A 23,188-nucleotide genomic window follows, 5' to 3' on the forward strand; every position below is an offset into this window, starting at 1 on the left:
TCTTTCAATCCTCCCGCAACGGCGTCTCGGCGGCGCGTCGGAATTTCTCGCGATTGGACGGCCACAGCGCATAGGCCGTGGCTCCGGCGAACAGCAGAATGAAGAAGAAAAGGCCCGAATTCGCCGCGAATTCGCGCCATGCTTCATAAGCGGTCATGGCTCACCTCACATTCACGGCGGCTTTGTCGTCATAGAGCTTGAAATTCACCGAGACGCCGAGATGCTGCAGATAGGCGATGAGCGCATCCTCCTCGGTGATCCCGTTCTTGCCCGCCTGGTCGTAGACGACGGCGTTGGGATAGCGGCGGCGCATCGCTTCGGCGCCCGGATCGTCCGGCGCGCTCTGCGCGGAAAGATCGGCCGCGGCGTTGTCGATCTGCGCATCCGTGTAGGGCACGCCGACGATGCGCAGCGTCTTCATCTGCTCCACGATATGCGCGGCGTCGAGCGGCGTCTGCGCGAGGAAAGGATAGCCCGGCATGATCGACGTCGGGACGACGGAGCGCGGATCGCGCAAATGGTCGCGATGCCAATCATTGGAATAGCGTCCGCCGACGCGCGCCAGATCCGGCCCGTTGCGTTTGGAGCCCCATTGGAACGGATGGTCGTACATGCTCTCGGCGGCGAGCGAATAATGGCCGTAGCGCTCGACCTCGTCGCGCAAGGGGCGGATCATCTGCGAATGGCAGGTGTAGCAGCCTTCACGCACATAGATATTGTAGCCGGAAAGCTCGAGCGGCGAATAGGGCCGCACGCCCTCCACTTTCTCGATCGTGTTGTGAAGATAGAAGAGCGGCGTGATCTCGATGATTCCGCCGATCGAGACGAGCAGCAGGATCGCCAGCAGAAGCAGGATCGAATTGGTCTCGAGCCGCCTCTGCAGGCCGCCCGTCGGAGTGTTGCGCGCAATGTCGGACATGTCTCTCTCCTCTTATTGCGCGGGAGCGGGAAGGGGCGAGAATTCGGTGGCGCTCGCCGCCGAAGGCGCGCGCAGCGTCTTGTAGATATTGTAGACCATGATGAGCGCGCCGATGAGGAAGAGGCCGCCGCCCGCCGCGCGGATCACATATTCGGGATGCAGAGCGTCGGTGGTCTCGATGAAGGAATATTCCAAGAATCCCTGCGGCGTGTAGGCGCGCCACATCAGCCCTTGCATGATGCCCGCGACCCACATCGCCGATATGTAGAAGACGATGCCGATGGTCGCGATCCAGAAGTGCCAGTCGACGAGCTTCAGCGAATAGAGCTTGCGGCCGAAGACCCAGGGAATGAGGCAGTAGAGCGCGCCGAAGGAGACGAAGCCGACCCAGCCGAGGCTTCCCGAATGCACATGGCCTATGCCCCAATCGGTGTAATGCGACAGCGCATTCACCGTTTTCACCGACATCAGCGGTCCTTCGAATGTCGACATTCCGTAGAAGGCGACGGAGACGACGAGCATCCGCAGCACCGGATCGGTGCGCAGCCGGTCCCAGGCGCCGGAGAGAGTCATGAGGCCGTTGATCATGCCGCCCCAGGAGGGCATCCACAGCATGATCGAGAAGGTCATGCCGAGCGTCTGCGCCCAATCGGGCAGAGCGGTGTAATGCAGATGATGCGGGCCGGCCCAGATGTAGAGGAAGATCAGCGCCCAGAAATGGACGATGGAGAGGCGGTAGGAATAGATCGGTCGCTCCGCGCGCTTGGGCACGAAATAATACATTATGCCGAGAAAGCCCGCGGTGAGGAAGAAGCCGACCGCGTTATGGCCATACCACCATTGGATCATCGCATCCTGCACGCCGGCCCAGACGATCACCGATCTCGGCGAGAAGACGGAGATCGGAATCTCGGCGTTGTTGCCGAGCACGAGAACCGCGACCGTCACGATGAAGGCGAGATAGAACCAGTTGGCGACATAGATATGCGGCTCCTCGCGCTTGGCCAATGTCGCGAGGAAGACGATGAGATAGACGACCCACACCACGACGAGCCAGAGGATCGCATACCATTCCGGCTCGGCGTATTCGTGCCCGCGCGTGACGCCGAGCAGATAGCCGGTGCCGGCGATGAGGATGAAGAAATTATAGCCGAGCACGACGAACCAGGGCGCGATCTCGCCGGCGAGCCGCGTGCGGCAGGTGCGCTGCACGACATAGAAGGAGGTGGCGAGCAGCACATTGCCGCCGAAGGCGAAGATCACCGCCGATGTGTGCAAGGGCCGCAGGCGCCCGAAGTTGATCCAGGGCAGATCGAGATTGAAGGCCGGGAAGGCGAGCTCGAGCGCGATATACAGGCCGACGGCGAAGCCGGCGACGCCCCAGAACAATGCGGCGAGCGCGCAAAAGCGGATCGGCCCGTAGTTGTAATTGGGGCGTCCGTCGATGAATTGCGCAGGCGCCTCCACGTCGCGCAGCTCATAGCGTTTCAGCAATGCGATCACTGCGATGATCGAGCCGAGCGCGAAGAGAGCGGCGTGGAACGCATAGGCCGGCGTATGCGCGCGTGAGGCGATGAAGCCGGCCAATGTGGCGAGCGCGATGAAGAGAAGCGTCGTTGCGGCTTCGGAAACAGTGACGGATTTGGTTGCGGGAGCGTCGGTCGGCGCCATGGAAGCAATCCTCGCAGACAGGCGGGAAGAGGGCGGATGCGCCGCCGATGCGACGCCTTTCGCCTCTTTCGTCTTTGATGACAGTGAAGAGTCTAACGCTCGCGCCAAATGGCGATTTGATTTCGATCAAGAAAAGCGGCGCGCGCGCCGCGCTGCGCACAAATGTCACAGGCGAATGAAATCGAGGCGTTATTTCCCCTGGAATTGTTGGACTTTCATACGAGGCCGCCGCAGCGCGCAAGCGTCATAAGACGAGACGCGCGCTTTTTTGTCGCAATGCGAAGCGCATTTGCGCGCGGGCGTTCGACGAGCGCTTCGCGCGCAATGGCGGCGATGTGCGTCGCGCCGTCAGAACCAGCCGAAGCCCGGCCGCCATGTGGCGTTGCGATGCCAGGGCACATATCCGCCGGGAAAGCCGTAACGCCATTGCACGGCGGCGGCTCCTTCATATGCCCATGGGCCGGTGTACCAGGGGCCGGCGGAAACATAAGGATCGTAGAGCGGGGGAATGTCGCGCCGCCATACATTGGCGCCGAGCGGCGGCAGGATCGGCGTCTCGACAGGACGTGCGGGAACAGCGGCGAGCGCAGGCTGCGCCACATAGCCGCCGGAGCCCGCGTAAGTGACGCGGCACCAGGCCGAGCGGCAGTGAGCGACATCGACGACCGCATCGGCGGGAATGGCGAGCACGGGCGCGAAATCGAGGCCCGGGCCGGAACGCAAATTGACGATCTCGGCGACCTTGGCCGGCTTGGCCTGTGCTTGCGCGGCGAGAATGAGAGCGAAGGCGCAGAAGGAAAAAATCGCGAGAAGGGGCATGGCGCCTCGAAACGAATTTTCAAAAAAAAGAGATTCGATGCGGCGAGCTTATCATCGAGCCGTCGGCGCCGCCTAGTGGTCTGCTTCATCGGAACGGAACGGTTTTAAAAGAGCGAGCGCGAGCCTTGCTTCAGGCTCGTTTCCCGAGACGTCGAATCATTCGACGCAGGCCGCCGGCGCATGTCGAGAAAGCGGCGACGCGCGGAAGAATTCCGCGCGTCTCCTTGTTTGTCGCGTCGCCTCTCGATCACTCGAAGATGCGCAGCGGGGCCGTGATCAGGCCGACCGGAGCCGGGGCCGGGGCGGGCGCGACGGCGACCACCGGGGTCACGGCGACCGCCGGAGCGGGGGCGACGACGACCGAGGTCACGACCGGCTTGACGATGATCGGCCGCGCGAGCAGCGAGCTGGCGATGAAGCCGATCTTGCCCGCGTAGGCGACGCGCGACCAGCCGCCGATATGGCCCTGCACATCGACCACCGCCTGCGGGGGAACGGCGAGGATGGGCAGGAAGTCGAGGCCGGGGCCCGAGCGGAAGGCGGCGAGATCGGTGACGACGCGCGGGAAGGCGGCGGCGGAACCGACCGAGCCGAGCAGCGCGGCGGCGGCGAGGACGGATGCGATTTTCGATTTCATTCAAGACCTCCGTAATAGGCATCCCATTCGGCAATCATGATGCCTCACGTCGGCGCAAGTAGCGCGCGGCGGGCCGGCGACAGGGGCGCAGCGCAAATTCACTTTCCCTCGAGGTTAATGCCGGTGCGCGCGATCTCTTAGCGAAACGTCGCATTCCGGTCGCAATGTGCGCTCGCGCACGGCGGCGCCACGAAAAAGCGCGCTTTTTTCCGCCCTAGGATGCGCAGTGCGAAAAGAGTCCGGCTCGACTCGAAGAGATGCGGCGGCGTAAGCTCGAGCGCGACGCTTTCGCGCGCGGCGGCGGAGGGTGTCATCTTGCGCATGATCGGGGCCTTGCTCGTGAAAGTGTCGACGGCTTTCGCCATTTCCTGCCTGGCGCTGGGCGCTTTCGTTTCCTCTGCGGCTTCCGAGCCCTCAGCCAAAGCGCGCAGCGAGCCGCGCGCGGCTCCCGGCCGATTTTCGGTGAGCGAGCCGCCAGCCGATCGCGACGGCTTCACACTGTTGACCATTCCGGCGCCCGGCCGCTACGCCATTTCCGCGCATAGCGCCTCGGGCGTGGCCATTGCGCTCGTCGATATGATTTCGGGTCCCGGCGAGACGTCCGGCGTCGCCGGCCGGCGCGATGGGCGTCTCGATCTCCTGCTCGACGCAGGCGTCTACAAATTGCGCGTCTTCGGCGCGAAGGGCGCAGTCGGCAAGGCGCGGCTCGCTGCGGAGGCGTTTCAGGAGCAGGGCGCGCGCGAGGCGCTGGCGCCGGGCGCGACAATGTCCGCCGAACTCGGCGATCTCGCGCAGAGGAGCTATTCGCTCGAGGTCGGCTCTTTGGGCCGCGTCGCCGTGGAGGCGCTCGGCCGCGGCTTGCGCGATCTGCGATTGTGGAAGGCGAGCGGCGAACTCGTCGATCTGTCGCCGACGCGCGCGACGATCGAAACGAAGCCCAGCCGCCCGATGACGCGGCTGCGGCTGGAAGGCGCGGTCGAGCCCGGCCGCTATGTCGCGACCGCCTATGGCGGGGAGACGATCGTCTGGCCGGAGGGCGGCGCGGCGCAGCCCTTTCTCTTGCGCCGGCTCGAGCCGGCTTCGCTGGCCGCTGGCGTCGCCAATGGCGTTATCGGCCCATTCGGCTCGGCGCGTTTCGAGGCGCCGGCGAGCTATGACGCGTTCCGCCTGGAGCTGCCCGAGCCCGTCGCCGCGCGCATAGAGGCGCGCCGTGGCGAGGGCGCGTCCGCTTCCGCCGTGCTGGACAAGAGCAATTGGGAGCCGGTCGCCGTCGTCTCGCTCGGCGGCGATGGCAAGACGCCGGGCGTCGTCGAAATCTTCGGCCTCGAGGGACAGGCGTTCTCCTTGCGGGCGCTGCGCCGGGCGAGCCGCGCGCCGATCGAGACGGCCGGGCCCAATCTCGTCGCCTTGGACGTGACCGGCGAGGGCGCCGACGAAGTTCCCGCCACCGCCCTGCTGGCGCGCACGGAAAACGGCAAGACGCGCGCTCTCGCCGCCGATCTTCCGAGAATCGGGGGCGGGCGCGCCTATCGGGGCAGGTTCAATCTGCGCGGGCCGACCACATTGCTGTTCGAGGCGACCGACAGCGGCCCGGTGGCGATCAATGTCGAAGGGCCGCGGCTGCGCGCGCTCATCGAGCCCGCCTTCGGCGCCGCCGCTCCCCGCGCCGATGGGCGCCTGCCGAGCCGCTATGATCTTCAGGCGGGCTTTTACGTCCTCTCGCTCACGCCGCTCGAGGGGGCGGTCGGCAGTGTCGATCTGACGCTCGGCGCTCCCGGCGTCGCGCCGGAGCTTCCCCCGCGACCGCCGGCTCGCGCGATCGTTTCCTTCGGCGAGCAGAAGCTCGACCGGAACGCATCGCATTTCATCCTCGCCAATTCTGCGCCGGGCCTGCTGACAGGCCCGCGCGTCATCGCGTTGCCGGCCGATCTCGAAAAAGGCGCCGCGCCTTTGTGGCTGCCGGCTGCGACGGAATATCTTCTGCCCGTCCGCACCCCGCGCGGCGGCCGGATTCTCGTCGTCGACGACAGAGGGGCGCGCGCGCCGGCCGAGATCGTCGAAGAGAAAATTGAAAACGACAATCGCTTCGCGACCATCCGTCTGCCGGCGCGCGCCGAGGCGGAAGCGCTCGCGCTCGTTTATGCGCGCGCTGTCGAGCCGGCGGCGTCGGAGGCCGCGAAGGAGCGTCCCGCGGCGGCGATTTCTTCCGCCAAGCCCGTCTGGTTCGATCTCGCCCGCGACGAGACGCGGGAGTTTCGCTTCGATATTCCAGAGGGCGGGCTCTATCGCGTCGAGACTTTGGGGCGGTTGCGGACGCGCCTTTCGCTCGGCGCGGCTCTCGCTCCGCATCTCGGCGAAGGCGAGAACAATGGTCCCGGCCATAATGGGCTGGTGACGAGCTATTTGCGCGCCGGCGCCTATCGCGCCGCCGTCGCCGCGCGAGAATCGGCGGGCCATCTCGGCCTTTCGGTGAAGAGCGTGGCGATGACGACGACTGCGCCCATCATCGGCGAAGGCGCGGCGCGCGCTGCGCTCGACGGGGGCCGCGGCGCCGTCGCGCCGATCGAGATCGCCGAGGACGGACTCTATCGGCTCGAGCTCCAGGGGCTCGGCAAGCAATGGCGCGCCCGGCTCGAGGAGGCGGACGGCTGGCCGCTCGCCGCGCCGGGCCCGCTCGCCCAGCTCACGCGGCGGTTCGAAAAGGGAAGCTATCGCCTCGTCGTTCTGCCGGAGGATGTCGAGGGCCGTTTCGTCGCGCGTCTGCGCAAAATCGTGACGCCCGCGCCGCTCGAGGGCCATGGTCCTCATGCGCTGCCCTTCGACGCGCCGCAGAAGCTGCAATGGCGCGAGCCGCTCGCCAAAGGCGCGCCGCGCGATCCCGATGTGTGGAGCTTCGCGCTCGCCGGCCCCTCCGATGTCGCGCTCGACATAGGCGACGGCATGGTGGCGGAGATTTTCGACGAGGCGCGCGAGAGCGTCGGCAAATTCTCCGCAGGCCGCAAATTTTCGGGCCGGCTCGCCGCCGGCGCCTATCGCATCGAGGCGCGCAGCCTCGCTCATGACGATCGGCTGGATTACCGAATCGCGCTCGCCTCTACGCAATTGCAGCCGGGCGCGCCGCGCTTCGTCGCGCTTCCCGCGACTCTGCCCTTCTCCATCGCGCGCGATGGCGTGGTCGATATTGCGAGCTTCGGCGACAAGGAACTGATCGGCGCGCTCGAGGACGAGAATGGCGCCGTGGTCGAGCGGCTCGAGGGGCGCGCGGAGGATTGGAATATCTCTCTCTCGCGCCGTCTGCCCGCGGGCGCCTATCGTCTGCGGCTCGATGCGCTGCAAGGCGCGCCGCAGCCCGCGCGTGAGGCGGAGGAGCAGAGCCCCGAAGGCGAGGGCGAAAGCGCCGCCGGGCAGGAAGCCGAGGAGCCGAAAGGCGTCGAGATTCGCCTCGCCCTGCCGGCTTCGGCGCCGGCGGAGCCGCTGGCCTTCTCCGGCGTGAAGACGATCTTCGGCGCCGGCGCGCATGAGCTGGCCCTGCCGGCGGCGCCGGAGGGAGCGCTGATGCTCGTCGCCGCGCAATCGACGCGCGAGACGGCGCTGTCGATCGAGAAGCGCGAGGCCGACGGACGCTGGCGCGTCATCGGGCGCGAGCGCGGCCTTGCGCCGGTCGCCGCCTGGCCGGCGGAGGGCGGCGAGTGGCGCGTGAGCGTCTGGACCATCGGCGGCGCCGATGCGCCCGTCACCCTCGCCGCGCGCAGCCTCACGCGCCGGCCGGCCGGCTTCGGCGACATTGCGCTGGAGCCGGCGCCGATCGAAGGGCTCGCCAGCAATATCTGCGTCGGCCGCGTCGCCGCGCCCGCCTCCGCCCTCGTCGCCATAGGCGCGGCGCCGTCGTCGCTGGCCGCCGGCTCGGCCCGCGGACGTCTGCTCGCGCCGACCTCGGCGGGAGCGCTGGCTCCGCAAGCGGAGAGCCTGTGGCTGCTCTCGCGCGAGGATTGCGCCGCCAAGGCGCGCGTCTCCGCCTTCACGCCGAGCGGCGCCGAAATTCCGCTCACGCTCGGCGAGAGCGAGCGCGCAATTCTGCCCGCCGCCGCGCCGCCGTCCGGCAAGGCGCGGCTGTGGCTGGCGCGCTCGGCCTTCGGCCAGCCGAGCGTCTCGGCGGGAGGCGGATTCGCCGTCGCGCCGGGCGCGGCGCTCGCGCTCGCCGGCAAGGAGCCGCCGCGCCTGTGGAACGCCGCCGGCGCCGAGCCTTTGCGCCTTGCTGCGCAGGCGATCGACGTCGCCCTCGCGGCGCCATTGCAGGTCGGCGCATTGTTTTCCGGCGTCGTCCCGCCCTTCACGGCGCAGCCTGTCGTCTTCGACGGCGCCGGCGCTCTGGCGCTCGACCTCGCGAGCGGCCTCGCCGCTTTCTCCGCGCCGGAGGAGGCGCGCCGCTTCGCGGCTTTCGCCGATGGCGCGCCGCTCTCGCGCCGTTTCGAGGGCGCGAGAGCGCTCTGGCTCGTCAATCTCACCGATCGCCCGGCGCCGGCGCGCGTAGCTTCGTCCGCCGAGCGCTATGAGCCGCTCACGGCGGGCGGAGCGATCAAGCGCTTCTACGGCGCCGCCGGCGAGACCGCGCATCTCGTCGAGGCGCAGCCGGGCGACCGGCTCGTCGTGACCGGCGGCGAAGCGGTGTTCGTCGGCGCCGACGGGCGCGTGCAGCGCGGCCGCTCGCTCACGCTCGCCGGGCTGGGCGAAGTGACGATCGCCCATGCGCCGGGCCTCGTCGCCGCATGGATCGAGCGCGCCGGCAAATCGCCCTGGCCCGCAGCCGCGCCGCGCGATGTGACGGCGCCTTTCGCCGCGACGCTGAATGGCGAGGCGCAGGCTTTCGCGCTCGATCTGCGCGCGCCCGTCGTCGTCGATGTTCGCACGAGCGCGCCGGCCATTGTCGCCTTCACGCAGAATGGCGCGCGCGAGGTGGAGACATTTCCCGCCGGCGTGGAGCTGCATCGCTACGCTGCGCCCGGCCGCGCGCTCATCGAGATTTTTTCGCCGCATGACGGCGCGCTCTCCGGCGCGCTGAGCATTGCGACGACGCCGGTCGTTCCGGTGACGGATGGCGTCATTGATCCGATCGCTCTCGGCCCCGCCGGCACGGCGCTCTTCACCTTCGAGGTGGCGAAGGTCGGCGAGATCGGCCTCGGCCTGCGCGCCGAGCCGGATCGCGCCACGCTGCGTCTTCTCGATGTCGCCGGCAAGACTCTTCGAGAGGGCGCCGCGCAGATTCTGCGCCTCGAGCCCGGCCGCTATTTCGTGGAGGCGCGCGCGCCCGCTGACGCGCCCGCGACGACATTGCGCCTCGCTCTGCGCGGCCTCGCGCCGCCGCCCTCCGGCCCGCCGCAGGAAGTGGCGGCGGAGTTTTTGGAAAAGGCCGGAAGGAAGACCGGCAGATGAGCTTTCCTCATTCGACAAACGCCCTCAGTCCCATTCGAGGCTCGGCGATGAAACGCATAGCTTGCTTCTCGATCCATTTCTCCATCGTCGCCGCGTCGATGGCGCTCCTCATTCTCGCTTGTCTCTGCGTCTCCGCGCCGCTGCGGGCCGAGCCGGCGTCCTTCGATCAATTGCGCCGCGCCGATGGCGCGCGCATCGTGCCGGACAAATTTCTGCGCAGCTATGATCCCATCACCATCTTCTTCGATCGCGACATCGGCCCCAAGGCCGGCGGACCGGAAGACGCGCATGAGAAATTCGCCAAGCTCTCCGGCGAGCCCGCCGGCGAATGGCGCTGGATCGGCGCGCGCGCGCTGCAATTTCGTCCCGCCGAGCCGTGGAAGCCGCTGCAGCGTGTGGATATAGAGGCGGGCGCCGCCGCGACGCGGCTCGTCGCGCTGCTGCCGACGCCTTCTTCCACCAATCCGACCGAGAGCGCCGATCCGATCGCCGATCTCGAGCAGATCACGCTCACTTTTCCAGAGCCCGTGGACATCGCCGCGCTGGCGCGGCTGCTGACGATCGAATTGCGTCCTGCGCCGGGAATTTCTCCGCTCGGCGGACAATTGCTGACGCCGAAGGACTATGACATTCGTTCGCTGGAGCGCGCCGATCGCAACGCCGCGCAGAGCGTCGCCATTCGCTTGCGCGAGTCGATTCACGACGGACGCGTCGCGATCCTGCGCTTGAAGCTCGCCGACGAGCCGGGCCTCGACGATGAGATTTTCGAATTGCGCGCGCGCTCCGCCGCGCCTTTCGCCGTCACAGAGGCCAGCTGCGGCCGCGGCTGGAACGACGATAAGCAGGACGGCGTGCTGCGCTGCGCCTTCGGCTACGCTGTCGCGCCGGCGTCGGCTTCGTCGGAGGGCGAGGAAGACTCCGCGCCCGTTTCCAATTATCAGCCCGCCAATCGGCGCCGGCTGACGCTGAGCTTCACCGAGCAGCCGGGCGAGATCGACATTTTGCGCGCGCGCGAGGCGCTGCGCATCTCGCCGCCGGTCGATGATCTCTCCGTCGAGATCGATCGCAAGCGCCTCAACGTCTATGGCAAGTTTCTCTCCGATCGCGTCTATGAGCTGACGCTCGCGCCGGGCGCTCTACGCGACGTCAGAAAGCGCGCGCTCGCCTCGCGCTTCGCGCTGCGCTTCGCTTTCGATCGCGACCGGCCGGCGCTCGCATGGGACGCCGCGCAAGGGCTCGTCGAACGTTTCGGCCCGCAATTGCTGCCGCTGCGCGGGCGCGGCTATGATCGCGCCGATATTCGCATTCATGCGATCGATCCGCTCGCGCGCGACTTCTGGCCTTTCCCCAAGAGCGGCGTCGAGACGGAGGACAGCGCCGCGCCGCCGCTGCCCGGCAATGAGCCCGCGCATTGGGGCGAGACCGATGCGCCGGAGGCCGATGCGATCGCCGCGCGCATAAAGGCGCTGGGCTCGCCCGCCATTTCGGCGCTGCTCGATCTGCCGATCCGTCGCAATGGCGCCGACGCCAAATTCGGCCTCGATCTCTCGAGCGAATTCGCCAAGATCGCCGGCGCCGGACAGCCGGGAACCTATCTCATCGGCCTGCGTGCCGTGGATGAGAAGAAGCGCCATTGGCTGCGCGCGCAAGTGACCGATCTGTCGCTGAGCGCGATAGAGGAGCGCGCGCGCGTGCGCTTCGTCGTCACCTCGCTCGCCACCGCGCAGCCCATCTCCGGCGCGGAAGTGCGGCTCGAAGGCGTGAAGGGCGAGAAATTCGTCACGCTCGCGCGCGGGACCACCGATAACTCCGGCTTCTTCGCTTTCGATCCCGGCAAGCGCGCGGAAGCCGACGTGCGCCGCATCGTCGTGACCAAAGGCCTCGACACGCTCGTATTGGACGCCAATGACGGCCCCTCCGAATATGCGCGCGAGAATTGGACGAAGCCGGATGGCGCCTGGCTCGCCTGGACCGCGAATCCGCAGGAGCCGCGCAAGGAAGAGCCGCGCACGCTCTGCCATGTCTTCGCCGAGCGGCCGATCTATCGGCCCGAGGAGCCGGCGCATATAAAGGGCTTCGTGCGCGCCTATCGCGATGGCGCACTGGCCATTGCGAAAGCTGGCGGAACGCTGGTCGTCTCCGGTCCTGGCAATCAGGAATGGCGCATTCCGGTGAAGCTGGATGCAGCCGGGAGCTTCTATCACAAATTCGACGCGCAGACGCCGGCGACCGGCGATTATTCGCTGCGCTTCGAGCCCGATGGCGTGAAGCCGAAGAAGAGCGACACGAAAAGCGATGAGGCCGAGCCGAACGAAAACGCAGAGGCCGAGGGCGACGCGCCGCAGACCGCCTCTTGCGGACAGTTTTCGTTCAAGAAAGAGGCCTATCGGCTGCCGACATTCGAGGTGGTGCTGAATGCGCCGCAGATCGTTCCGCTCGACGGCGAATTCAATGTCGATCTCATCGCACGTTATTTCGCCGGCGGCCTCGTCGCGGAACGACCGGTGAAATGGCGTGCCGTGCAATTTCCACATGTGTTTCAGCCGCCGGGACGCGAGGGCTTTTTGTTCTCGAGCGACGCGCGCTTCTCCGGCGAGGGCAAGTTCAAATCCTCGCCAGTGCTGGAGCGCGATGCGCGCACCGACGCCGGCGGCGCCTCGCGCATGACCTTCGACACCACGATAGAGCCGACCGCGCAGCCGCGGCGCTATTCGATAGAGGCGACCGTCACCGGCGACGACGGAATAGAGGTGCGCAATGTGCAGAATGTCATCGCCGTTCCGCCTTTCGCGCTCGGCGTGAAGCTGCCGCGCTATGTCGAGCGGCCCGGCGCGGTGACGCCGGAGTTTCTCGCGCTCGACGGCAAGGGCGAGGCGGTGGAAGGGCTTCCCGTCACCATGCGCTTCATCAAGCGCAATTGGGTGTCGACGCTGCAGGCTTCCGATTTCGCGCAGGGCGCGGCGAAATATGTGACGCAGGTGATGGAGGAGACGCTCCTCGAGCGCAGACTGACGAGCGCGAAAGAGGCGCAGAAAATCGAGCTGGAGGCGCGCGACGCCGGCGTCTATGTCGTGCAATTGGAGGCCTATGATCGTATCGGCCGACGTCAGCAGGTGAGCGTCGATTTCTTCGTCGGCGGCAATACGCCTGTGACCTTCCAGCATCCGCCGGCTTCCACCGCGACGATCACGACCGACAAGCAATCCTATGCGCCGGGCGAGACGGCGACGCTCATCATCCAATCGCCGTTCCAAAGCGCCAAGGCGCTCGCCATCGTCGAGCAGCCCAATGGCGTGTTCGATTATCAGCTCATCGACATCGCCAATGGCTTCGGGCGCTACACGCTCACGCTGCGCAAGGAGCAGACGCCGAAGCTCGCCGTGCATTTCCTCGTTATGCGTGGACGCTTGAAGGACAGCGCACCGGCGGCGGCCTCCAATATCGACCAGGGCAAGCCGGTGACGGTCGCCGCCACCAAATGGATCGAGGTGACGCCGGTCAAGAATATCGTGACCGCAAAGCTCGATTATCCGACGAAGGCGCGGCCGGGGCAGGAGGTGGAGGTGAGCTTGCGTCTTTCCGATGATCTCGGCAAGCCTCTCGCCGGAGAAGCGACATTCTGGATCGTCGATCAGGCGGTGCTGTCGCTCGCCAAGGAGCGGTCGCTCGATCCGCTGCCGGATTTCATCGTCGAGCGCGAGACGAGGCTCGCCGCGCGCGACACGCGCAATCTCGCTTTCGGCAAGATTCCGCTGGAGGAGATCCCCGGTGGTGACGCCGGCCTCGACGAATGGGGCGCGGAAACCAATGTCAGCGTGCGCAAGAATTTCACGCCCGTGCCGATCTATCTGCCGAGCGTGAAAGTCGGCGCCGACGGCGTCGCCAAGATCAAGGTGAAGCTGCCCGACTCGCTCACAATGTTCAAGCTGCGCGCCAAGGCGGTGAGCGGCGCCGATCGCTTCGGCTTTGCGACGGGCGAGATGCTCATTCGTCAGGAGCTCGTCGCGCAGCCCGTGCTGCCGCGCTTCTTGCGGCCGGGCGATACGCTCGATGTGTCCGTCCTCGCGCGCATCGTCGAGGGGCCTGGCGGCGGCGGCAGAGCCTCCGTCGTCGCGGAGGGGCTGACGCTGGCGAGCGATGCGTCGCAGGCTTTCAGCTGGATCGCGAACAAGCCTGCGCGCATAGACGTTCGCGCGAGCGTGCCGGAGCCTGCGCCCGGAAAGGAGAGCGTGAAGCTGAATTTTCGTGTGGAGCGGGACGCCGACCATGCGCGCGATGCGGTGGAGATCGACTTGCCGATCAGGCCGGATCGACTGCCGGCGCGGCGCTATGAGATCGTCGAGATCGCGCCGGGCGAGAGCAAGGCCCTCGCGACCGCGACCGACGCGGCGCGACCCGGCTCCTTCCGCCGTGATGTCACGCTCGCCGGCGATCCGACGCTCGTCAAGCTCGTCGCGGGATTGAACGCGCTCGTCGAATATCCTTACGGCTGCACGGAGCAACGCCTCTCGCTCGCGCGCTCGGCGCTTGCGCTGAAGAATTTCACGCCGATTCTCTCCGCCGCCGGACTCGAGACGCGTCTTTCTGGCGATGTGCGCAACACGATCCGCGCGATCGATCAAGCGGTCGACGCCGATGGGCTCGTCGCCTTCTGGCCGCGCGCGCGCGGAAATGTGTCGCTCACCGCCTGGGCCTATTCCTTCCTCGTCAGCGCAGAGCGCGCGGGCGAGCCGATCGACAAGCCGCTCGCCGATCGTCTCGCCAATGTGTTGAAGCTGTCGCTGCGTTCGGATTATCCGCGTCTGCTCTCCGGCGAGGAATTGCGCGAGCGCATCGAGGCGCTGATCGCGCTCGCCGACGGCGGCAAGCTCGACGAATCCTATGTCGCCGAGCTGTCGCGCCACGCCGATTTCATGGCGGGCGCCAGCGTTGCGGAGCTGACGCGCGCCGCCGCGCGCGCGCAATCGGGCGATCGGCGCATCGTCGATTCCTTGCTCGATTCGCTGTGGAGCCGCGTGAAGATTCTCTCTCGCAATGGCGCGCAATATTATGCGGGTCAGGCGGCGGACAGCGGCAATCCGATCATCCTCCCCTCCGAGACGCGCTCGCTCGCGGAGATGCTGCGCGCCGTTACTATCGCCTCGCCGTCCGATCCGCGCGCGGGGCTCTTGCGCGACGCGCTGCTGCGATTGGGCGAGGGCGACGGCTGGGGCTCGACCAACGCCACCGCCGCCGCGATCGATGCGCTCGCCGAGATTTGGCGTCGTCCGCAAACGCCGCTGCAGATCGCGCTCTCGCAGGACGACGCGCCGCCGCGGACGCTGACGCTGGACGCCAATAATCCTGTCCTGCACGAGACGAGCACGGCTCCTTCGGCGCTGACGGTCGTCAATCGTGGAACGGCGCCGATCGTGGCGTTGGTCGAGACGCGATACGAGCCGCAAGAGAGCGGCGCGAAGGCTTTGCCGGTGAGCGAAGGCTTCGCGCTGACGCGCGATATTCTGCGCGTCGGCAAAGCGGATGCGCCATTGGGAAAAATCGCGGCGGAGAATGGCGTCGTGAAGCTAGCCATCGGCGATGTGATCGAGGAAACAGCGGAGCTCGTCAATCCGCAGGATCACACCCATGTGGCGATCTCGCTGCCGCTGCCGGCCGGCTTCGAGCCACTGAACCCCAATCTCGCGACGGCGCCCGCCGAGGCGCAGCCGTCGAGCGCGCCGACGCTGGCGCCGACCAGCGTCTCCTTCGGCGATGATCGCGTATTCTACGCTTACGACCAATTGCCGAAGGGAACATATCGCTTCGCCTTCCGCGCCAAGGCGCAGACGGCGGGCGCCTTCACCGAGCCGCCGGGCGTCGTCGAGACGATGTATAAGAAGGGGCTGCAAGCGCAGAGCGCCGGCAAGCGCGTGGAAATCACGAAATGAAGTCGCTTCGCGGTTTCCTTCTCCCGCTTTGCGGGAGAAGGCGGCCCCGCGAAGCGGGGTCGGATGATGGTGATGGCGATTTCGCGGACTCTCATCCGTCGCGCATTCGCGCGACGCCTTCTCCCACGAGTGGGAGAAGGAGGCGGCCCGCTCTTTTCTTATTTTTCGTCTTCATTGTTGCGCTACTCGTTCCTTCCGCTTTCGTCGTTCATACGGCCCTCGAGCGCGCGCAGCTCGTCGCGCCGCGGCCGACGCCGATGGTCTATGACCGCAACGGCGCTTTTCTCACGCAGATCGGCGCGCGTGACGCGGCGCGGATCGACTATGGCTATTGGCCATTGCGTGACATTTCACAGCGGGTCGCGCTCGCAACGCTCGCGCTCGAGGATCGCCGCTTCGCCTCGCATGGGGGCGTCGATGCGCGCGCATTATTGCGCGCGGCATGGCGCAATCTCGTAGGGGGAAAGCGCCGCGAGGGCGCCTCCACCATCGCCATGCAGGTCGCGCGGATGCAAAATCCCGCGCCGCGCCGCGTCTCCGCCAAGATCGTGGAAGCGGCGACGGCGCTCGCGCTCGTCGCGCGCAAGGGTCATGACGCCGTGCTCGCGCATTATCTGCGTCTCGCGCCCTATGGCAATGGCAGCCATGGAATAGCCCATGCCGCGCGCTTTTATTTCGACAAGCCGGTCGCGGATCTCTCGCTCGCCGAGATCGCGCTGCTCGCCGCCGTTCCGCAATCGCCGGGGCGCATGAATCTCTTTCGCGAGAGCGGGCTCGCCCTCGCGCGCGCGCGGGCGGCGCGCGCTTTGACTTATCTCGCGCGCGAAAATCGCGTCGAGCCGGCGCAAATCGCGCTCGCGGAGCGGCAGCTCGCGACTCTGCGCCCGATCGGCGCCGCGCGGCGGCCGGAGGCGCTGCATCTCGCATTGCGCTATGAGAGGCTCGTGCGCGAGGGCCTCATAGCGCCGGCCTCGGCTCATGATCCGCGCATCGGCGCGACGATCGATCTCTCATTGCAAGAGAAGCTTGCGCATCTTTCGCGGCGCTATCTCTCGCTGTGGCGCTCGGCGGGCGCGCAGCAGGTTGCGCTCATGGTCGTGGAGCGCGGCACGGGCGCGGTGCTCGCCGATATCGGCTCCTCCGATTATCGCGACTGGCGCGACGGCGCCATCGATTTCACCCGCGCTCTGCGTTCGCCCGGCTCGACGTTGAAGCCTTTCGTCTATGCGCTCGCATTCGAGCGCGGCGCGCTCGAGCCCACCGATCTCCTCGCCGACGTTCCAGAGGGCGCAGCCGGCGTCAACAATGCCGATGGCGCATTTCTCGGGCCGATGCTGCCGCGCCAGGCGCTCGCCAATTCGCGCAATGTGCCCGCGACCAATCTCATGCGCCGGGTCGGGCTCGAGGCCAATTTCCAATTTCTGCACGATCTCGGCCTGCATGATCTCGAGGCCCCGGCGGAATCCTTCGGCCTCTCCATGGCGATCGGCGCGCTGCCGACGCGGCTCGAGCATTTGATGCGCGCTTATGGCGCGCTCGCCGAGGACGGCCTGTTGTCAGATCTCGTCTTCGCGAAGGAGCAAACGCGCCGCCGCTCCATTCGCGTTATGTCGAGCGACACGGCGCGGCTCGTCACCTCCATGCTGGCCGATCCGCTCGCGCGCCTGCCGAGCTTCCCGCGCTATGGGCCGCTCGAATATCCATTCGCCGTGGCGGTGAAGACCGGCACGTCACAAGCCTATCGCGACGCTTGGACCATCGCATTCTCGCGCAAGGCCGTCGTCGGCGTATGGGTCGGCCGCGGCGACGCCGGCGCGATGAACAGGTTGAGCGGCGCTTCCTCGAGCGCGCGGCTCGCTCATGCGGCGCTGACTCTCATTCATGGCGCAAGGCCCGGCGAGACGGAGGCGGGGACCTTTCCACCGCCGCGGGGCCGCGCGCCGATGGAAATGTGCCTTGCCGGCGGACGCAGCGACGGAAGCTGCGGCGAAACGCTGGTGGAATGGGTGAAGCCGGAGAGAGCGCCGTCGCTGCCCGTCGGCGCGAGCAGCGCGTCGCTGCCGGCGCCGTTCGACGAAAATCTCGAGCTCGCGATCGCGACGCCCGAGAATCGAACCCATATTTGGCGCAATCCCGAGCAGCCGGCGGCGCTCGATCGCCTCGCCCTGCGCGTCTCGGCCCCCGCCTCGGTGGAGCAAATTCTCTGGATGGTGGACGGCAGGCCGTTTCAGCTCGCCGATGCGGACAAGCCGGCGTTTTGGCCCATGCAGCCCGGAACGCATCGATTTCAAGCGCGTCTGCCGCTGCGGCCGGGCGGCTCGCGCGTCGTGGAGGTGACGATCGAGTGAGAGCCGGGCCGCGGCTTTTTTCGTCTCGCCCTCAGATGTTTACCAGGGCCGGCTTTTTCCTTGAAGCAGCCGGGTCGCGCGCGATGACAGGCGGCGACTCAGCGTAGCGGCAGATGCGACATGCGCAAGAACGCCGAGACGAGCTTCACCATGACGCCGACGAAGCCCGAGCCTCCATAGAAGCTGTCCTTGTTGAGCTGCACATAGACATAGGCCGGGCGCTCGGAGCGATTGGTCAATTCGCAGACGAGGAAGCCTTCGCGCGCCCGCATCGATTCGAATAAAATGCCTGTCGCTTCGGTGAATTCGCGCAGCCGCGTCCGCACGGGCTTCGCCAGCGTCGAGGCCGGCGCGTCGTCTTCGTCCTCCGGATGGCATTGGCTCGTCGGACGCAGCTTGGAATCGATATTCTCCGTCGCGGCGATGACATTGCCGAGCGCGAAATCGCGGCTCTCGCCGGGCGCGAGGCGTTCGCACCAGACCATCGTGCGGCCGGAGAGGCAGAGGATCGCCTGGCGTCCCGCGCTCTCCTGCTGTTCCGCGCGATAGACATAGGGCGCGCGCGCCCAGCTCATGGTGGCGGCGTCGCAGGGCGTCGAACGTATCGCGACCTCCGCCGAGGAGCAGAGATAGGCGGGCTGCAGAAACTTCAGCGCCGGCGCGCCTTCGCGCGCGAGCTCGGTGAGATCGATTTTCTCGACGACATTGCCGGCGCCGGCGGAGAGGAGAATCTGCCGCTGATCGCCGAGCGTGGCGACGCGGTTCAGCCGAACGTCGCCGCCGCCGCAGAATATCTGCAGAAAGGCGTTGCTCTCATTGGCGAAGAAGGAGCGCCGCGGAATCGCGTGCGGGCTCTGGCGCGGGATCGTCTTGACGCCCGGCCAGCGGCAGACGGAGCGATTGGGACGATCGAAAAACGCCGTATTCGGCCCCAGAGTGACGACGAGTCCCTCTTGTCCCTCGAGCAGGCGAAAGTCGCTCTCGCCCGCGGCGAGAATAGGACGATCGCGGCTGAAGAAGGGATTGTTCGTGAATGTGCGCAGGCCGAGATCGAGGAAAAAGGTCGGCGACAGATACATGTGAGAAATCCCATGGCGATGCGTCGCGGAAACGCGTCCGGCGAGAGCGTTGCGTCAGAAGAAAGCGTCCCAGTATGGATAGAGCCGATGACATTCGGATCAAGCTTCGGCGGAGAATCGAAACCGGCGCTTCAGTATCCCGTCATCTCGAGGTAGCCCTCGCCGCGATGCGAGCCGAAGACGGCGATGGGCCCTTCGAAATAGCCGAGGCCGGTTCCCATGAAGCTCTGCGAATTGAGCGGCTTCGCCTCTATGTCGAGGCGAAGGCTCGCGACGCGCACACGCCAGCGTATGGGCAGCAGGCGGCCGGAGACGAGGCTCTGCTCCAGCGGCTCGAGAAAAATATCGTCGCGTGCGAGCGCGCGCGTCGCGCCATCGGCGGAGATGAAGCTTCCCGAGACGAAGGGGAGCGTCTTGTCGCTGCGCAAGCGAAACAGCATCAGCGCTGCGCCGCCGTCGAGATGAAGCGAGAACCAGTCCCAGCCTTTCTGATCCGCGGCGAGCGGGCGGCTGCTCCACTCATGGTCCATCCAGGCGCGGCCCGTGACCTTGCGGTCGGCGCCGTCTATGGCGAGCGCGCCTTCGACGCGAAAAAAAGGCTGGCTGTAATAATAAGAGGCCTGTCCGCTCTCCGATTTGCGGCTGAAGCCGGCTTCGCCATGCAGTGCGAGCGGCTCGTCGGCGGCGAGCGCGAGCGTGTAGCGAAAGCGCGGCGCGACGGCGGCTATGCTCGCGCCGGAGAGATTGGATTCTGTCGCGGAAAAGGACCAATTATCGATAAAGGCGCGGAATGGCGCCGCCTCGACGCCCGCCTGTCCGACGCCTCCGCGCGCGCGGGTCTCGGCGAAGAGATGCAGCGTGTCCGTCGTGACGGCCGCGTGCGCGACAAAGGCTTGCGGACTGTCCCAGCCTTCGCCGTCCTGCGGCGCGCGGGCGTGACGGAACAAGGTCCATTGCGCGCCATAGGATTTGCCGGACTCGTCTTTCAGATTGGCTGTGAGATACCACCACTCGATGCGAAATTGTGGATGCGCGCCATGATCGCGCGGAAAGACGAGCCTATGGCCGGGCTGCGGCTCGGCGAAGCCTCGAGCCTCATCGCCGAGGCCGGCGAAACCCTCTGCGCGGGCGAAAGAGGCGGCGCAGAGCGCCAGTGAGAGGAAGAGGCCGCGCATTGCGTCAGCGTTCATTGGCGAAGACCGCGAGCAGCGAGGCCGGAGCGATGCGCGCGAGACGGCGAATGGGCAATAATGCGGCGAGCGCGGCGGTGAGCAGCGCCAGAGCGAAGACTTCGAGCCATTGCGATGGAAACACATGAAAGGGCAGGCGCCAGCCGAAGGCGCGGACATTGACGATGGCGACGAGATCATAAGCGAGCGCGAGGCCGAGCGGCACGGAAACGAGCGCCGTCGCCGCCGCGAACAGCGTGACGCGCGCGAATTCGAACAGAGAGAGGCTACGCCGCGAAACGCCCGCCGCCCAGAGCGGCGCGATCTGCGGCGTGCGCGCGGCGGCGAGCGTGGTGAGGCTGGCGAATAACGCAATGGCCGAGACCACGAGCGTCAGCGCGTCGAGCGCGGCGGTGACGGCGAAAGTGCGCTCGAATATGGTCATCGAGCGCTGCTTCAGAGCCGCCTGATCGATGATGCGCGCGACGCCGGCTCCGAATTCCGATTGCAGCGCGAGCATCACATCGGGCGCGGATTCGGCATTAGCGCGCAGCATATAGTCGAGCTTGCGCGCGTCCGGCCAGCGCGATACGAGCGCATCGCGATCGACGCGCAGCTGGCCCTTGGCGGCGCCGTAATCGGGATAGAGTCCGACGATCTCGACGCGCCAATCGCCTGTCGGCGTCGGTATGTTCAAATGAGAGCCGAGCGCGAGACGAAGACGCCGCGCGAGCTGCTCGCTGACGAGGGCGGCCTCGCCGCGCGCGACGGAGCCCCAAGCGTCGGCGCGCGTTTCGAGCAATGGAAAATGCGCGCTGAATGTCTCATGCGGCGGCGCGCCGACGATCTCGACGGGCCAAGCGGTTTCGATAGCCGAGGCGCGCAGAGTCGTCTTCGCCTTGCACAGCGGCAGAATGGCGGCGACGTCCTCGCGGCTCGCGAGCCAGGTCTCGATCCGATGCGCGTCCGTCTCGCTCGCGGCTTCGAAATAGATTTCCGCGACGAGGCGCTGATCGAGCCATTGCGCGAATGTGCGACGGAAGCCCTCCACCATCGAGCCGACGCCTATGTTGGTCGAGAGCGCGAGCAGCAGCGCCATCAGCGCCAGCGAGAGGCCGGGAAGCTGCTGCAGCGCATCGGCGAAGAACCACTTTGTGAGCGGTCCGCGCGCGCGTCGCTCGCCGAGTCGCAGCATTGCGGCGAGCGGCAGCGGCAGAGCGAGCGCCGCGCCGAGCAGCAATCCCGCCATGGAGACGAAGCCGGCCTCGAGCCCTTCGCCCAAGAGCAGCGCCGCCGCCGCGCCCATGAGCGCGAGAGCGGCGAGCGCCGCTTGGCGGCGCAGCCAACGCCGCTGCGCCTCGCGCCAGGCGAAGGGCTGCGCTATGGCGAGCACGGGCAGGCGCAGAGTCTTGACGAGACCGCTCGCCGCGGCGATCGCGGCGCCGATCAGCGCCATGCCGATTCCGGATATCCACCAGGAGGGCGCGAGGCCGAGCGCGCCGTCGAGCTCGGCGCCATAGAGTCCTTCGAGGCTCGCGGCCATATCGGGCAGCAGAGCGGCGGCGATGAGATAGCCGCCGACCATTCCCGCCGCGCCGGCGAGAAGCGCGAGCAGCATCAGCTCCGCGATCAGCGCGAAGGCGAGCGCGCGCAAGGAGGCGCCGATCGCGCGCAGCGTGCGGATAAGGGGCAGGCGCTGCTCGAAGGCGAGGCCGAAAGACGCATGAGCGATGAACAGCCCGACCACATAGGCCAGAAGGCCGAAGGCGGTGAGGTTGAGATGAAAGCTGTCGGTGAGCTTGGCGAGTTCCGGCGCCTCATCCGCCTCGACGCGGCGTAGAGCCTCGCCGATGACGGCTGCGAGCGCGGGCGCATCCGGCGCGGGCTCCTCGGCGATGAGCAGGCGCGACAAACGCGCCGGCCGATGCAGCAGGCGTTGCGCGACGCCGATGTCGACGACGATCATTCCCGGCGAGAGGTCTTCGGCGATGGCGAGCGGCGGCAGCCTATCCGCGTCGCCGATCCTCGGCGTCGCGCCCATGGCGAGGCCGAGCGCGCGCAGAGTTTGCGGCGCGGCCAGCGCACGGCCGGGCGGGCCGAGGAAATCATTCAGCGCCTCGCCCGTCGGCATTTTGGCGCTGGAGATTTTGGGCAGAGTCAGCGGCTCGACGCCGACGAGACGATAGGATTTGTCGCCGAGGCGGATCGTCCCCTCGAGGATCGGCGAGACCTTCCAGCCGGCGCGCCGCAGAGCGACGAAAATATCCTGCGCGAAAAATCCGCCGCTCGTCGCAACGAGGCTCGGCGAGGCGCCGAGGCCGAGCGCGCCGGCCGCATGGTCATAGCTACGGCGCGCTTGATCGTTGAGCGCCGCGACGCCGCTCCACAGCGCAGTCGCTATGGCGAGGCCGACGAAGAGCGCGGCGAATTGGCCGGGCCGCCGCCGCCAATGGCTCGCGAGAGTCGCCAGCGCATAGAGAAATTGCCTCATAGAGCGAGCCTTCCGCTGGCGAGCGTGACGCGGCGGTCGAGCCTCGCGGCGAGCCGCGCGCTATGCGTGACCATCAGCACCGCGGCGCCCGCTGTGGCGGAGAGCTCGAGCAGAAGATCGAGCACGGCGTCGCCGGTCGCTTCATCGAGATTGCCGGTCGGCTCGTCGGCGAGCAGCAGCCGCGGGCGCGGCGCCAGCGCGCGGCCGACGGCGACGCGCTGCTGCTGCCCGCCCGACAATTGTTCGGGATAGCGATCGAGCAGCGCCGAAAGGCCGAGGCGCTCGGCGAGCGCGTCGCGCCAATCGCGATCGTAATGGCCGGCGAGCCGCGCTTGCAGAGCGAGATTGTCGCCGACGGTGAGGCTGGGCACGAGATTGAACTGTTGGAACACGACGCCGAGCGTCTTGCGGCGCAGCGCCGCGCGGCCGTCGTCGTCGAGCTTCGTCACTTCCACATCGTCGATGCGAATGGCGCCGCTATCGGCATGGTCGAGCCCGGCGACGAGATGCAGCAGCGTGCTCTTGCCGCTGCCCGACTCGCCCATCAGCGCGAGGCTCGTCCCGGCGGCGAGCGCGAGGTCGACGCCGCGCAGAACGGGCAGCGGCCCCTGCGGCCCGCGATAGGATTTGGAAAGGCCCGTCACGCGCAATAATGCGCCATTTACGGCCGCATCACGCGCCGCCGACATCACGCTCAA

At 67.2% G+C, this 23,188-nt stretch carries 12 protein-coding genes; 3 read left to right on the plus strand and 9 right to left on the minus strand.

Annotated elements, in window-relative coordinates:
• Positions 1–4: 4 nt before the first annotated feature.
• The 5 genes from KP010_RS14725 to KP010_RS14745 all read right to left on the minus strand — a co-directional run bounded on the left by KP010_RS14725 (position 5) and on the right by KP010_RS14745 (position 4,046).
• Positions 5–157 carry a cbb3-type cytochrome c oxidase subunit 3 gene (locus KP010_RS14725; RefSeq protein WP_142861925.1) on the minus strand — a complete coding sequence of 51 codons (153 nt, stop codon included), beginning with the start codon at positions 155–157 and terminating at the stop codon, positions 5–7.
• A 3-nt stretch (positions 158–160) separates the two neighbouring features.
• On the minus strand, positions 161–919 hold the full coding sequence (gene ccoO / locus KP010_RS14730) for a cytochrome-c oxidase, cbb3-type subunit II (RefSeq protein ID WP_108916074.1): 759 nt from the start codon (positions 917–919) through the stop codon (positions 161–163).
• Positions 920–931: 12 nt separating this feature from the next.
• On the minus strand, positions 932–2,590 hold the full coding sequence (gene ccoN, locus KP010_RS14735; RefSeq protein WP_142861926.1) for a cytochrome-c oxidase, cbb3-type subunit I: 1,659 nt from the start codon (positions 2,588–2,590) through the stop codon (positions 932–934).
• Between the two features lie 348 nt (positions 2,591–2,938).
• Positions 2,939–3,409 (minus strand): SH3 domain-containing protein, encoded by a 471-nt coding sequence (locus tag KP010_RS14740; RefSeq protein WP_142861927.1) that lies wholly within the window; start codon positions 3,407–3,409, stop codon positions 2,939–2,941.
• Between the two features lie 247 nt (positions 3,410–3,656).
• Complete coding sequence (locus KP010_RS14745) at positions 3,657–4,046, minus strand: hypothetical protein (protein WP_108916071.1); 390 nt, start codon at positions 4,044–4,046, stop codon at positions 3,657–3,659.
• Between the two features lie 321 nt (positions 4,047–4,367).
• On the opposite strand from KP010_RS14745, the gene KP010_RS14750 reads away from it, so the two are divergent.
• The 3 genes from KP010_RS14750 to KP010_RS14760 all read left to right on the plus strand — a co-directional run bounded on the left by KP010_RS14750 (position 4,368) and on the right by KP010_RS14760 (position 17,751).
• Complete coding sequence (locus KP010_RS14750) at positions 4,368–9,476, plus strand: hypothetical protein (RefSeq protein WP_371824240.1); 5,109 nt, start codon at positions 4,368–4,370, stop codon at positions 9,474–9,476.
• Positions 9,477–9,523: 47 nt separating this feature from the next.
• Positions 9,524–15,403, plus strand: a complete 5,880-nt coding sequence (locus KP010_RS14755) for an MG2 domain-containing protein (RefSeq protein WP_216281012.1) — start codon at positions 9,524–9,526, stop codon at positions 15,401–15,403.
• A 257-nt stretch (positions 15,404–15,660) separates the two neighbouring features.
• Positions 15,661–17,751 (plus strand): transglycosylase domain-containing protein, encoded by a 2,091-nt coding sequence (locus KP010_RS14760; RefSeq protein ID WP_216281013.1) that lies wholly within the window; start codon positions 15,661–15,663, stop codon positions 17,749–17,751.
• A 98-nt stretch (positions 17,752–17,849) separates the two neighbouring features.
• Here KP010_RS14760 and KP010_RS14765 read toward each other — a convergent pair whose 3' ends face one another.
• From KP010_RS14765 to KP010_RS14780, 4 genes are all read right to left on the minus strand, one after another.
• On the minus strand, positions 17,850–18,830 hold the full coding sequence (locus KP010_RS14765) for a hypothetical protein (protein ID WP_108916067.1): 981 nt from the start codon (positions 18,828–18,830) through the stop codon (positions 17,850–17,852).
• Between the two features lie 131 nt (positions 18,831–18,961).
• Positions 18,962–20,020, minus strand: coding sequence for a lipocalin-like domain-containing protein (locus KP010_RS14770; protein WP_142864497.1), 1,059 nt, complete (start codon positions 20,018–20,020; stop codon positions 18,962–18,964).
• Entirely contained in the window at positions 20,010–22,490 is a 2,481-nt protein-coding gene (locus KP010_RS14775; protein ID WP_142864498.1) for an FtsX-like permease family protein, read from the minus strand. Before KP010_RS14775 ends, KP010_RS14770 begins: the two co-directional genes overlap by 11 nt.
• Complete coding sequence (locus KP010_RS14780) at positions 22,487–23,179, minus strand: ABC transporter ATP-binding protein (protein ID WP_142864522.1); 693 nt, start codon at positions 23,177–23,179, stop codon at positions 22,487–22,489. Before KP010_RS14780 ends, KP010_RS14775 begins: the two co-directional genes overlap by 4 nt.
• Positions 23,180–23,188 lie beyond the last annotated feature (9 nt).

The organism is Methylosinus sp. KRF6 (assembly GCF_018887255.1).
In the GTDB taxonomy this organism is placed as follows: domain Bacteria; phylum Pseudomonadota; class Alphaproteobacteria; order Rhizobiales; family Beijerinckiaceae; genus Methylosinus; species Methylosinus sporium.